Below are 13,531 nucleotides of genomic sequence, written 5' to 3'. Positions count from 1 at the left end.
GGCAGCCTCTACGGCACAAGCTCGATCTCCGACACCACGATCCAGCCGCTGGCCTTCGGCTCGGCGGCCGTGCCGTGCAGGCCGATGATCAACTGCGCGATCTCGCCAATATCGAGCCGGTCGTTCTCGTCCTTCGACCAGGCCCCGAGCCTCAGATGGTCGAAGGCGATCTGGACGGTCACCCACTCGCTGCTTGCCGGCGGGGGCGGCTCGGCGACGTATTGCGCGTGGTCGCCGCGCTCGCTCGCGCACACCAGCAAGCCGTTGATCCCAGCGGGCAGACTCGTCTTGTAGGCGAACCGGAAGCCGCGATAGCCCTCGGCCTCCATGTCCTGCACCGAGACGGCCGGGGTGACGTACATGTGCCGTCCGCCCGGGAAGGTGAAGTCGAACCGCACCGCGGGCTTGCCGCCCGGCCCGTCGTTGGTCACGGTGAGTTTCGCTTCGACGGCAGGGTCCTTGCCAATGGCCCAGACCGCCGGGCTGCCGTAGGCCACCGGCAGCGGCGCGGACGGCTTGTACGGTTCGGAGGTGAACGCGATGCGGCCGAACTCAAGGGTGCCTTCGGCGGGGCCGTCCACCACGAGCCCCACTTGAAAGCGCGTGGCCTGCTCGAGGCGTGGCTCGGCGTCCGCATCCTGGGCGAACTCCGCCCGGCTCAGGCCCTCGAGCGGCAGCCGCGCTTCGAGCGATGCATCGGCCACGAGCGACGCGCCGCCCACCTTCAGCCACGCTCCGCCATCCTGTTCGAAGACCAGAAGCGCCAGCTTCGGGGCGGTTCCCTCGGCTAGGGCGAGACGGTACATCACCGACAGGGCCTTTGCCCCCGCAGGGTCGCCGGAGGGCCGGCCCTCGATGGCGATGAACCGCCGCTCCGCGCCGGCCTTTCTGAACGTCAGGCGTAACGCCTGCTGGCTACCCTGGCCGGCGTCCAGCACATCGAGCGTGGCCGTGACACCGGCCACAGGCACGACCCGCCACGGGGACTTGGATTGCGCCACCGTAACCTGCCGCGCGCAGCCGAGGGCCAGAGCGATGATGCCCAGCAAAACAGCCAGCAGATGCCGCCGCATGGCGCACCTCCTTCTCTTGTGTCGTATCGGTCCCGTCCATCCTGTCTGTCCTGTCACGCCCACAGGGGATGTGGGACAGACAGGACGAATGGGGCTGACGGAACAGCGGGACCCTCACCGGGCCGCCGAGTTCGTCAGCTCGACGTTGTCGAGAAGGAACACCGCCTTCTCATTCGCCGTGCTCGAGAAGCCCAGCCAATCGAGTTTCCTGAGGCCTGGCTTGGCAAACGGAATGGCCTTGAACACCCTCGGCTGCTGGCCGGGCTGTGTGACCACCAATTCCCATGTGCTCGTGGACTGCGGGCCAAGGCCGGCGCTCATCTCGTAGCGGACCCATTGGCCAGCGGGAATGTCGAGCGGCGGCTGGTCCTTGACGTGGAGCTTGCCGCCGGAGACCGACATCGTGGGGCCGACGTTGTAGGGGTTCGCGTCGTCGCGCCATTCGACATACATCTGGGTGCCGGCCTCGATGCGCATCTCGAAGGCGAACTTCGTCACGCCCTCGCGGTGGTGCGGCACGTAGAAGAAGTGTGGGTTGTAGGCGTGCTGGAGGCCGGGGGCGTCGAGCACCTTCAGGCTCCGCTTGCCGCCCGCAGCGGCCTCCTCGGTCACGGCGAGGGCATCGCCCTTCTTCTCGGTGTAGCACTTCGCCAGCGGCGGCGGGGCGCCGATGGGCACCGTTTCGAAGTCCTCGCGGAACACTACCGGCGGAGGCGGGGGTGGCGGCGGGGCGAACTCGACGTTGGGGTACTCGACGCTCGCCGCCAGCTTCACCCACGCGGGGTCGCCGTAGACGCCCGCCTTCGTGTAGTCGAATGGCTTGAAGCCGATCTTCCGCGCTGGCGAATCTGGCTTGAGGCGAAAGTCTCCCTTCTCGGGGTCCACGAACATCGGGTCCGCGATGAGGCTGCCTTGGTCCTTGCCCAGCTTCTGCCACTCCTCCCAGGGCAGGCCGCTGAACGAGATGGGCTGGCCCGAGGTCTCCCAGTAGAGGTTGCTCCGCAGCACCACCTTGTCGTCCCTCGCCCCGCTGCCGGTGAAGAGCGGGCCGCCCTTCCAGTAGACGATGTTGTGTTCGAAGGTGAATGACAGGTGCGGCTCGACGCGGGAGCGCTGAATCTGGCCTTCCCGGCTGTTCGCGAGGATGTTGTTACGGACGACCTGCTCCCTGCCGTAGTGCTGGTGGTAGTTGCCGGTCTTCGTGTGGTAGACGAGGTTGTTCTCCATCACGATGTTCGAGCTTCCCTCGTCATTGTAGAGGCCCCAGCCGCCGTAGCTGTAGGAATAGACGTCGTGGATGTGATTGTTGGAAACGGTGGTGCCCTCGGAGGGGCCGAGGGTGTAGACGCCGCCCATGTCGGAGAGCACGCCCCAACCGAGGTGGTGGATGTGGTTGAACTCGATGGTGTTGCGCTTGGCGACGCTGGGCGCGTAGCCCCAGCGCCAGCCGACCGAGATGCCGGTGTAGAAGAAGTCGGCGATGTCGTTGTGCGTCACGCGGTTGTCGGGGCTGTGGCCGATCCACACGCCATGGGCACCGGTGTGAATCCGGGCGCCTTCCCGAATGATGCAGTTGTCCACGGTGATGTGGCTCGTGAGATAGGGCGGGGCCGGGTTGTCCCGCTCCCAGCCGTGGCCGATCTTCACGCCGCCCGCGCCCAGGTCCTCGAAGAGGCAGCGGACAACGCGGCAGTCGCGGCACCCGTCGTGGAACCAGACCGCGTAGGTGCCGATGCGGCTGATCTCGCAATCCTCGATTGCAATGTGCCGGGCGCCGTTGGCCATGATGACCGCGGGCACGGTGACCTCGGCTTGGGCGTCGGCGTGACCGGTCGGTGGCAGGATGTACTGGGAATGGCGGAACGTCAGGCCGCGCAGCGTCACGTGCTCCACCGCGAGACCGAGGGCGGCTTCGCCCGCGAATCTCACGAAGGTCTCGGTGATGGGAGCGATCACCTCCGCCGTCGCAGGGTCCTCACCGGGCCGCGGCTTGTAGAGGAGCGTGCCGTCGCGGTCGAGGAACCACTCGCCAGGCTCGTCGAGCGCCGCGCGGAAGTTCTCCAGGTGATAGCGCTGCGCGTGCTCCCAATCGAGGAACTTCCAGGGCGCATTCCCGGTCGTGATGACGGCGCCAGTCTTCTCGTCCACCGCCGCGAGGCGATGCCGCGAGGTCTCCCAGGCGTGGTAGGCCACGAGCGTCACATCGCGGACGCGGTCCTTGGGAATGGCGAACAGCGGCTGGAGGTCGGCCGGCCGCCCGAGGAAGGCCCGCTTCGACAGGTCCGCGTCCCTCCCCGTCTGTGGGTCAATGCCTGTGGGGAGCGGGCGAAGCATGTGGAAGTAAAACTTGTTGGGCAAGCGGGCGCGGATGGCCCTGCGGCCGTTCACCCAGAGTTGCTCGAAGTACCACTTGCCGTCCCTCACCTCGGCCACGTGCGCGCTCCACAGCCCGTCCTGCCCTGCCTTGATGCCCGTGATGCGGCGGCCCCCGGTGAACACAGGCTTCGCCCCTCGCTCCGCCTCGTACGTGATCGGGCATGACTCGGAGCCGCTGTCCTCCGGCGTGAGCACGAAGGGCCGTGATAGCGCGTACTCGCCATCGGCAATGGCCACGCGCACCGGCTCGGCCAGCGCGCCTGCGGCCCGCCGCGCCCGGATCGCGTCGCGGGCTTCCTCCAGGGACTTGAGCCGTCCGCCCGGCGACACGTGCAGGGTCACCGCCAAGGTCGGGGTCGTCGCCAGGATTATCCAAGCTAACGAGATGGTCTTCATGCGGGCCTCCTTCATGGGCGCGAGGCTAAGTGGCTTTCGACGATTCGGCGTGGTGCCTTGCGGAGCGGCAAGCCCGTCCAGAGGCGGCACTCACAACCGGGACACCCCGAGCCCGGAGTGCCCCCTTCAGGCGGCTGGTCATGCGAAAGACGCCGAATCGCTGAGAGCGATCTAGCACAAAGCACGCGGGCGCGCAAGCGCCCCGGAATCGAGCTTGACTCCCCGGCACCGACTTGCTATCGTGGCGCGTCACCTTGTCTAGGAGAACGCCATGGCAGCGCCAGGAACACCGAACGTTGGCATCACCCAGGACGACGAGAAGGCTGTCGAGCATCTGCGTGCTGGCCGCGACAAGATTCTGGCCGAGCTTCGGCGGATCATCGTCGGCCTTGACCAGGTGATTGACGAGATGATGATCGCCATCTTCTGCCGCGGCCATTGCCTGCTGGTGGGCGTGCCGGGTCTGGCGAAGACGCTCCTCGTCAGCTCGCTCGCCCAGACCCTGTCGCTGTCGTTCCGACGCATCCAGTTCACGCCCGACCTGATGCCGAGCGACATCACGGGCACCGAGATTCTCCAGGACGACCCTCAGACGGGCCAGCGCGCGTTCAAGTTCATGAAGGGCCCGATCTTCTCGAACATCATCCTCGCCGATGAGATCAACCGCACGCCGCCCAAAACGCAGGCCGCGCTGCTCGAGTCCATGCAAGAGAAGAAGGTCTCGATGGGCGGCGAGGACTATCCGGTTCCCGACCCCTTCTTCGTGCTGGCCACGCAGAACCCCATCGAGCAGGAAGGCACCTATCCCCTGCCCGAGGCCCAGCTCGACCGCTTCTTCTTCAACATTCTGGTGGACTACCCGACCTGGGACGAGGAGATCGCGATCATTGATCGGGTGACGGGCACCATGCCCGACCGACTGGCCGAGGTGATCTCGCGCGATGAGATTCTGGCGCTCCAGGGTCTGGTCCGCCGCGTCCCGGCCGCCCCGCACATCTGCAACTATGCGGCCAAGTTGGCCCGCGCCACGCGCCCAAGCGACCCCGAGGCGCCGGACTTCATCCACAACTGGATCACCTGGGGCGCGGGGCCGCGCGCCAGCATCTTCCTGGTGCTCGCCGCCAAGGCCCGCGCTGTCCTCCACGGCCGCTTCGCGGCCTCGACCGATGACGTGCGCGCCGTCGCCCTGCCCATCCTGCGTCATCGCATCATCCCCAACTTCGCCGCCCAGTCCGAAGGGCTCAAGAGCGACGACATCGTGAACAAACTCCTCGAGGCCGTCCCAGCAGACGAGCGGCTCTACGATGGCAAGTCCAAGACAGCACAAGCTGCGGTATCTCGATCCTGAGACTCTCCAGCGGATCGGCCCGTTGGAGCTGGTGGCCCGCGAGGTGGTCGAGGGGCTGCATGTCGGCATGCATAAGAGCCCGCTGAAGGGCTTCTCCACGGAGTTCTCGCACCATCGCCAGTATGTGCCGGGCGACGAGACCCGACATTTGGATTGGCGAGTCTACGCGCGCACCGAGCGCTACTACCTGAAGCTCTTCGAGGCCGAGACCAACTTCACGGCCAACCTGCTGCTCGACGCCAGCTCGTCCATGCACTTCGGCTCCCACGCGGTCACGAAGCTGGAGTACGCCAAGTTCATGGCCGCCAGCATGGCCTACCTGTGTGTGCGGCAGCGCGATTCGGCGGGCCTTGCGGTGTTCGACAATCAACTCCGCTCTTACATCGAGCCCAAGACCACCATGGGCGTCGTGCGCACGATTGCCGAGGAGTTGGAGAAGGTCGAGGGCCTGCCGCGCACCAACGTGGCGGCGATCCTTCACGAGTTCGCCAACCGCATTCCGAGGCGCGGCTTCGTGATGCTCTTCAGCGACCTGTTCGACCACGTGGCCGAGTTCGTGCAGGGCATCGAGCACCTGCGCTTCAAGGGACACAACGTGGCCGTCTTCCACGTGCTCGACCCGCACGAGCTCCAGTTCCCTTACGACGGCTCGTGCAAGTTCATCGGCCTGGAGGAGGACGGCGAGGTCGTCACGCAGCCCAAGCGTATTCGCGCGGCCTATCTGGAGGAACTGCGCAAGTTCCTCCAGGAGATTCGGCGGGCCTGCGAACGGGCACATGTGGATTACACGCTGGTGGACACCTCGCGCCCGGTGGATGCCGTGCTGTCGGGGTATCTCATCGGCCGGATTCGAAGCGTGCATGTGAGATAGCGGCGCCCATGGGTCCGGCAAGCCAGACGAGTCCGACGAGTCCGACGCGTCCGACAGGTCGGACCTGTGGCAGCCGGCTCCGAGGGGTTGTGGCCGCCCTGATGGTGGCTTCGCTGCCGGGTCTGGCCGACGTGGTGCAGACGCCCGGCGACCGCATCGAGGGCCAGGTGGCGTTCGCCGACGGCGCGCTTCAGGTAGCGGGCAAGCCTGTCGCCTGGGGCGATGTGCTCTTTGTCATTCGAGCGAGCGACACGCGCTCGATCCGCCCACCCGAGGCGCTGCGGATGGCGAGCGGCGAAGTGTGGCTGTGCAACGTCGCCAGCCTCACGGCAGGCAGGCTGAAGGTTCGGCTCCCGCTCGTGGGCGAGCGCGAGCTGGATGTCGCGGCCCTGCGAGCGCTCGACTTCCTGCCCGCGCTGCCGCCACCCGAGGCCGCCGACAAGCCGGGCACGCTCTACCGCGTCAAGGGGGAGCCCGTGCCCGGCCGCCTGATGTGGGTGGATGAGCAGCGGGTGGCCATTGACAGCCCCCTCGGCGTGCTCACGCTGTCGCGCGAGGGCCTGGCCCGTTACCTCTTCAGGAGCGGGCCGAAGCCTTCGCCCGGCACCGAGGACGAGGTGAGCCTGGTGGATGGCTCGGTCCTCCGCGGCAAGGCAACGCCAGGCAAAGGCGTCCTGGAGTTGGAGCACGCGGTCCTCGGGCGCATCCCTGTGCCTGATCGCCTGCTCCGCTCCGTCCTACGGCGCCCGGCATCGGTCGTCTACGTGGCCGAGCAGGCGCCGGCCAGGGTGGACGCGGTGCCACTGGTGGCCAGGGGGGTGCCGCCGGAGGTCCTCGAGTACGTGACACAGGGCGATTCGAGGGCCTGGCCGGGCGAGTTGGTGGCCATCCGCGGCATCCGCATCGAGCCGAAGTGCTCGGCGAGCTGGCGGGTGCCGAGGGTTCAGGGGCCGCGCCTCACGCTCCGTGCCACGCTGGCCCCGATTGAGGGGATGCGCGGCGACGTGAAGCTGCGGCTCGTGGCGGCGGGCAAGACGCTGCTCGAGCGCGAGATCGGGCCGGCCTCGAAGCGCGAGGCGGTCGCCGTCGAGGTGCCGCCGGACGCCGAGTTGGCCGTCGAGGTGGATTTCGGCCCCCTCATGCGGTTCCCCTGCGGTGTGCTGATCGGGGACCCCATGGTGGTGGGACAGTGACCGGATAGAGGTCTGTATGGGCTTTCTGGACTTTCTCTACAAACCGATGCTCTGGGGCACGCTGGCGATCGCCGTGCCGATCCTGATCCATCTGCTGAACCGGTACCGGCACAAGCGGATTGACTGGGCGGCGATGGAGCTCTTGCGGCGCGCTCTGGTGATCCGCGCGCGGCAGATTCGGATCGAGGACATCCTCGTCCTCGTGCTGCGCTGCCTGGCGGTGCTGCTCTTGGCGCTCGCCATGGCCCGGCCCACGCTCACCACGGCGGGGGCCAAGTGGTTCGGCGCCGAGGCGCGCGTGGGCGTGGTCATCGCCTTGGACGCCTCGTTCAGCATGGCCCACCGGCCTGGCGTGAACACGCGCTTCGAGCGGGCGCTCACGCGCGTGCGCAAGGTGCTGAGCACGTTGGAGCCGGGCGACCCGGTCAGCCTGGTGCTGATGGGCAGCACGCCGCGCATCCTGCTGCGCGACGTGGGGTACGACGCCGCGCGCGTGGAGGCCGCCCTCGCCGAGGCGGCGCCCGTGCCGGAGCGCCTGAACCTCGAGCTGTGCCTGGAGGAGATCGAGAAACTCGTCCGGGAGGTCCGCGCGCCCATGCGCGAGTGCTACCTCGTCACCGATGCGCAGGCGACCTCGTGGGAAGAGCTCTCCGACAAGGTGAAGATCTCGCTCCGCGAGATGAGCCAGGTCGCCAGGATATTCGCGCTGTCCGTCGCCAGCGACAGCGCCGAGAACCTGGCGATCACCCACTTCGCCGTGGCTTCGGGCACGTTGCGTCGGGGCGCGATCGCCCGCTACGTGGCCGAGGTGACCAACTTCGGCCGCCAGCCCCAGGAGCGCGTGGGCGTCACCCTCACCATCGAGGGCAAGGCGGTAGACCAGCGGGTCATAGACCGTATCCCGGCGGGCCAGGCCAAGACCATCCCGCTCTTCGCCCGCCTCGACGCCGCGGGCGACACGCGTCTCGCCGCCCAGCTCGGCCCCGACCCGCTGACGACCGACAACCTGCGCTACGCGGTCACCCACGTGGCCGAACAAGTGCGCGTGCTCGCGGTGGACGGGGCGCCCAGCGACGAGCCGTACAAGAGCGAGACCGATTTCCTGGCCACCGCCCTGTCGCCGCGCCGCGGCGGGCCGGCCGCCGCGGCCCTCGCCGTCAAAGTCATCCCCTGGCTCTCCCTGCCCGCCGAGCGGCTCTCCGACTACCAAGTCGTCATCCTGGCCAACCTGCCCGACGTCCGTAAGGACCAGGCCGCGGCGCTCCACACCTACGTGCAGCAGGGCGGCGGCCTCATCGTCTTCCTGGGCGACAAGACCATTCCGCGCCTCTTCAACGCGCGCATGGCCCTGGGCGAGAAGTCGCTTCTCCCCGCCCGACTCACCGCGCTCGCCAGCCCGAAGGAGCCCGACGGCGTGTCGCTCGAGGTGGCGATGCCGGGCCACCCCGTGGCCAGCGCGCTCGAGGGCCTGCCGCCTGAGCTCCTGGGCGCCGCGCGCTTCACCCAATACGTCAAGGCCGAACTGCTCGACGGCGGCCGCACCATCCTCAAGTTCGCGGGCACCGACGACCCCCTGCTCGCCGAAAAGAGCCTCGGCCGCGGCCGCGTGCTCCTGTGCACCAGCACCGCCGACCGCGACTGGACCAATTTCGTGGTCAACCCCGTTTACCCCATCGTGCTGCACCAGGCTGTGACCTACCTCTCACGCCAGGAGCACGAACGTTCGTTCGCCATCGCCGAGCCGATCACGCTCACGCTGCCCAGGGCGAACGTGCAGGCGAACGTCCTCATCCGCGACCCGGCCGGGAAGGACTTCCCCCTCCAGGTGAGCGAGCGGAACGGCCAGCGCGCCATCACGCTCGCGCGACCCGAGTTGCCCGGCTTCTACGAGGCGCGTTATGCCGCCGGCATGCCCCCGATCGTCGTCGCCGTGAACGTCGAGCCCGCGGAGAGCGACGTTCGCAGCCTCCTCGGCCGCGATCTCGCCAAAGCCTTCCTGGGCACGCCGGTGCGCCTCGTGGACTGGGGCGACGACCTGGAAATGGCGATCAGGACGGGGCGTGTGGGCCACGAGCTTTGGCGCACGCTGATGATCCTCGGCCTCGCGATGCTGGGCCTCGAGTCGTTCCTGGCCTGGTATTTCTCGCGGCGCATGGTCGGCGCGGCGGCCCGCGCGGCCACCAAAGACGAACTGCTCGGCGGCCGGGCCGCCGAGGTGAAGGGATAGGAAGAGCCGGATGCTCCGACGCTGGTTCACCAAGCTGCTCGGCCTGGAGGAAGTGGGGCCTGTGACCTACTTCGAGTGGTTCCTGCGCCACCCGTGGCCCAGCGTGATCGTGCTCGCCTGCATCCTGGCGGCCGTGGGGTTCGCCGTCTGGCTGTACTATCGCGAGCGTGGCATCTCGCGCGGCCGGCGCATCTTCCTGGGCACTCTGCGCGCGGTCCTCTACACGCTCGTCATCCTGCTGCTCTTCGAGCCCGTGTTCGGGCTGGAAATGTCGGTGAAGCTCCGCGAGAGCCTGCTCGTGCTCGTGGACAACTCGGAGAGCATGGCCATCCGCGACGCACGCAAGAAGGAGCGCGAACTCGAAGACGCCGCCATGGCCCTGGGCAGGCTCTCCTTCGACAAGGCCGTGCCGCAGGTGATGGATGCCAGGACCCGCGCCGACGCCTCGTCCGCGGTCCGCCTCGATCTGGCCAAGGGCATCCTCGAGAATCCCCATCTCGACATCTTCGCCAGACTCGCAAGGGACTTCCGCCTGCGCTACTTCTCTTTCGGAGACGCCGTGCAGCCCACCAGTGGCGAGGGCGATGCGCTCGCTGCCTCGCTCCGCAAGCTCGAGCCCAAGGGCAAGTCCACCCGCCTCGGCACGGCGATTGACGATGTGGTCTCGCGCTACAGCGGCCAGCCAATCGCCGGCGTGGTCCTGCTCACCGATGGCGCCTCGAACGAGGGCCTCGAGCCGCTCGAGGTGGCCCGCAAGATGAAGGACCGCGGCATTCCGCTCTTCCCCGTGGGCATCGGCGTGCCCGACCCGCCCGACGTGCGCCTCGAGGGCCTGGTGGTGCAGGACACCGTTTTCGCGAAGGACCGCGTGCCTGTCCGCTTCCGCATCACCTCGAAGGGCTTCACGAACCGACACGTGGACGTCACGGTGACGGTCAACGGCAAAGAGATCGCCCGCAAGGACGTCGTGCTGACCGGCGAGCCGCAGTTCGAGGAGTTGAGTTTCCTCCCCGACGAGACGGCGGGCACACTGAAGCTCGAGGTCGCAGCCGCCCCGCTCCCCGGCGAGGTGGTGGCCGACAACAACCGGCTGTCCCGCGACCTCCGCGTGATTGACGAGAAGATCAAGGTCCTCTACGTCGAGGGCAAGCCGCGCTGGGAGTACCGCTATCTGCGCGCCGTGCTCCTCCGCGACCATCGGCTCGACGTCAAGTTCCTGATGACCCAGGGCGACCGCGATCTGGCCAAGGCCTCCGAGCGTTACCTCGACCGCTTCCCCGAGGTGGCCGGCGAGGCATTTGTCTTCGACCTCGTGATCCTGGGCGACGTGCCGGCCTCGTACTTCACCCCCGCGCAGCTCTCCCGCATGGAGCAACTGGTGCGCGAGCGCGGCGGCTCGCTGCTGGTGCTGCCTGGGCATCAGAACCCGCTCACCACCTACCTTGGCACACCGATCGAGGGCGTGCTGCCCGTGCGCCTTCAGCCCGAAGCCTGGGAGTCCGTGGACGAGACGGTCTACCCCACGCCCACCTCGAAGGGCGACGAGATGACCGTGGTGACTCTCGAGATGCCCGAGGAGCGCAACACGGCACGCTGGGCGCACGTGCGCCCCCTCTACCAGGTGCCCGCCCTCGCCGGCGCCAAGCCCGCCGCCACCGTGCTCGCCACGCTGTCCGACGCCCCGCGTCGCCGCGAGCCCTACCCGCTCATCTGCTGGCAGCGCTACGGGCGTGGCAAGGCCATGTTCGTCGGCACCGACCAGCTCTGGCGCGTGCGCTTCAAGGTGGGCGACCAGTACCACGCGCGCTACTGGGGCCAGGTGATCCAGTTCCTCACCCTCTCGCGCCTGCTCGGCGAGAACAAGCGCATCCAGATCGAGACCGGCCGCCGCAGCTTCCGCACCGGCGAGCGCGTGCAGCTCTATGCTAACGTGCTCAGCGAGGCGTACGAACCGGTCAACCTCGCCAGCTACAGCATCTACGTCGAGCGCCCCGAGGGCCAGGCCGAGACCACGCAGATCAAGCTCGACCCTGTGAAAGACGTGCCCGGCCTCTACCAGGGCTTCTTCACACCCGAGCTCGAAGGCCGCTACCTGCTGCGCACGGCACCCGCCGACCGCGACTACTCGAACACCGTGGAACTCCAGGTCGCCACGACGCCGCTCGAGCAGCTCGAGCCGGCGATGCAGGAGGACGCCCTGCGGAAGCTCGCCGAGATCTCGGGCGGCCGCTACTTCGCCATCCGCGACCTGCCCGAGCTGCCCGATACCTTGCGCCAGGAGGTGCAGACGACCGTCATCCGCCGCGAGAAGGAGCTCTGGGACCTCCCCGCGATCTTCGTCCTGCTCCTCCTGTGCGCGGCGACCGAATGGTTCTTCAGACGGAGGTATGACCTCATCTGAGGTCGAATGGTGAGAGTATGGCCTCGATAAGCGCGGCACAATCCGAGCCCGAGCTTCCCGGCGCGCACTTCGTCACCGACAAGCTCCACCGCGCCTGGCGCAAGGAGCGCCGATTCCACCACACCCGCGGCCTGTGCTATCTCGTGCTCTGGGCCCTGGCCATGGTGCTGCTGGATCTCCTGGTGGACTTCCTGTTCCGTGTGCCGGGCTATTGGCGGCTCGCCCTTGTGGCGGTGAACGTGGGCGTCATCGGTTGGGTCGCGTGGCATCACTGGCTGCGCCACCTGCGGCGCTACGACGCCGTGCGCACGGCCCTCCAGGTCGAGCGCCGCCACCCCGAGCTCCAGAGCCTCCTCGTCTCCTTCGTGCAGTTCGGCGAGGGACACGCCGAGGGCAGCCACATCTCGCCCAGCCTGGTGCGCGCCCTGCGCCGCCAGACCATCGAATACACGCAGCCGATTGATTTCCGCGAGATCATCAGCTACCGCGAGCTCAAGCGCATCTTCCTCGTCTCCGCCCTCGTCGTCGCCTTTTTCGGCGTCGTGAGCGTCAACTGGTCCCAGCACCTCCGCGTGCTCTTCTACCGCCTGCTCAACCCCGAGGCCCGCCTCGGCTACCCCACACGCACCCGCCTGCTCGCCGTCACCGGCAGCCAGACCATTCAGCAGGGCGCCAAAGTGACCCTCGAGGCCAGGGCCGCGGGGCTCCTCCCGCGCGACGGCACCCTCTACGTCCGCCCCGAGGCCGGCGCCTGGGAGACCGTCCCGTTCCCCAGGAGCCAGGCTGCCGACGACACCTACTCCTACGAGTTCAGCGAGGTCTATCAGTCCTTCCGCTACCGCATCCGGCTCGGCGACGTGTCGTCCGAGGAGTACCAGATCACCGTCGTCCCCCCGCCGCGCATCGTGGGCACCAGCGTGCGGCTCGAGTACCCCGCGTACACCGGCCTCGCCCCTCAGACGCTCGACATCCTCAACCTCGAGGTCCCCGAGGGCACCAGACTCCTCTGGGAGCTGCGCTGCGACCAGGCCCTCGCCTCCGCCGCCGTGCTGCGCGAGGGCGCCCAGCCGATCCCCATGCAGCTCGAGGACGGCGGGCGCCTCGCCCGCTTCGAGGCCGTGGCCACCGAATCCTTCGACTACTCGTTCCACTGGAGCGAGAAGGAGCACGGCTACGAGTACAAGGACGAGGTCCGCTACTTCGTCCAGGTCATCCCCGACAGCGCCCCGCAGGTCGAGATCCTGCGCCCGCTCGAGGACGAGAAGGCCACCACGCGCAAAAGCCTGACCGTCCAGTTCCAGGCCCGCGACGACTACGGTCTGGCCGACGCGGCCATCGTCTACACCGTCAACGACGGCGAGGAGCAGCGCGCCCCGCTCGGTGCGCTCAAGGGCCGTCTCGTCGAGAAGGAGGCCACCTGGGTGCTCAAGCAGAGCATCCCCGCCCTCAAGGAGGGCGACGTGGTGACGTACCTCATCGAGGTGGCCGACAACCACAGCGGCGCCGATGGCGCCTTCAGGAGCCGCTCGCAGGGCCGCCGCCTCTACATCGTCAGCGTGGACGAGTATCTGCGCTACCTCGCCGAGCGCCGCCGCAAGCTCGTCGGCGACATTCGCACCATGCACCAGCAGGAAACCGAGGCCACC

The 13,531-nt window shown here is 68.0% G+C and carries 8 protein-coding genes; 6 read left to right on the top strand and 2 right to left on the bottom strand.

Annotated elements, in window-relative coordinates; translation table 11 throughout:
* Positions 1-8: 8 nt before the first annotated feature.
* Positions 9-1,073: a hypothetical protein gene (locus PLE19_14430; GenBank protein HPD16147.1), complete on the bottom strand. Its 1,065-nt coding sequence runs from the start codon at positions 1,071-1,073 to the stop codon at positions 9-11.
* 114 nt (positions 1,074-1,187) lie between these two features.
* Entirely contained in the window at positions 1,188-3,845 is a 2,658-nt protein-coding gene (locus PLE19_14425) for a right-handed parallel beta-helix repeat-containing protein (GenBank protein HPD16146.1), read from the bottom strand.
* Positions 3,846-4,116: 271 nt separating this feature from the next.
* Here PLE19_14425 and PLE19_14420 point away from each other — a divergent pair, with 271 nt between their 5' ends.
* The 6 genes from PLE19_14420 to PLE19_14395 all read left to right on the top strand — a co-directional run.
* Positions 4,117-5,193: a MoxR family ATPase gene (locus tag PLE19_14420; protein ID HPD16145.1), complete on the top strand. Its 1,077-nt coding sequence runs from the start codon at positions 4,117-4,119 to the stop codon at positions 5,191-5,193.
* Positions 5,150-6,064 (top strand): DUF58 domain-containing protein, encoded by a 915-nt coding sequence (locus tag PLE19_14415; protein HPD16144.1) that lies wholly within the window; start codon positions 5,150-5,152, stop codon positions 6,062-6,064. The genes PLE19_14420 and PLE19_14415 overlap by 44 nt, the downstream gene beginning before the upstream one ends.
* Before the next feature lie 101 nt (positions 6,065-6,165).
* Positions 6,166-7,257 (top strand): hypothetical protein, encoded by a 1,092-nt coding sequence (locus PLE19_14410; protein ID HPD16143.1) that lies wholly within the window; start codon positions 6,166-6,168, stop codon positions 7,255-7,257.
* Positions 7,258-7,273: 16 nt separating this feature from the next.
* Positions 7,274-9,484, top strand: coding sequence for a BatA domain-containing protein (locus PLE19_14405; protein HPD16142.1), 2,211 nt, complete (start codon positions 7,274-7,276; stop codon positions 9,482-9,484).
* Positions 9,485-9,494: 10 nt separating this feature from the next.
* Positions 9,495-11,885 carry a VWA domain-containing protein gene (locus PLE19_14400; GenBank protein ID HPD16141.1) on the top strand — a complete coding sequence of 797 codons (2,391 nt, stop codon included), beginning with the start codon at positions 9,495-9,497 and terminating at the stop codon, positions 11,883-11,885.
* Positions 11,886-11,902: 17 nt separating this feature from the next.
* Positions 11,903-13,531: DUF4175 family protein (locus PLE19_14395; GenBank protein HPD16140.1), on the top strand; the 1,629-nt coding region annotated here is incomplete at its 3' end.

It is taken from the genome of Planctomycetota bacterium, from assembly GCA_035384565.1.
Lineage (GTDB): Bacteria > Planctomycetota > PUPC01 > DSUN01 > DSUN01 > DAOOIT01.
Note: the sequence above shows the minus strand (reverse complement) of the source record. Positions and strands in the feature narration are given on the sequence as shown.

Excerpts from the sequence above, each read along its gene's own strand:
- PLE19_14430 (HPD16147.1), bottom strand. The coding sequence starts at position 1,073 with ATGCGGCGGCATCTGCTGGCTGTTTTGCTGGGCATCATCGCTCTGGCC.
- PLE19_14425 (HPD16146.1), bottom strand. The coding sequence starts at position 3,845 with ATGAAGACCATCTCGTTAGCTTGGATAATCCTGGCGACGACCCCGACC.
- PLE19_14420 (HPD16145.1), top strand. The coding sequence starts at position 4,117 with ATGGCAGCGCCAGGAACACCGAACGTTGGCATCACCCAGGACGACGAG.
- PLE19_14415 (HPD16144.1), top strand. The coding sequence starts at position 5,150 with ATGGCAAGTCCAAGACAGCACAAGCTGCGGTATCTCGATCCTGAGACT.
- PLE19_14410 (HPD16143.1), top strand. The coding sequence starts at position 6,166 with ATGGTGGCTTCGCTGCCGGGTCTGGCCGACGTGGTGCAGACGCCCGGC.
- PLE19_14405 (HPD16142.1), top strand. The coding sequence starts at position 7,274 with ATGGGCTTTCTGGACTTTCTCTACAAACCGATGCTCTGGGGCACGCTG.
- PLE19_14400 (HPD16141.1), top strand. The coding sequence starts at position 9,495 with ATGCTCCGACGCTGGTTCACCAAGCTGCTCGGCCTGGAGGAAGTGGGG.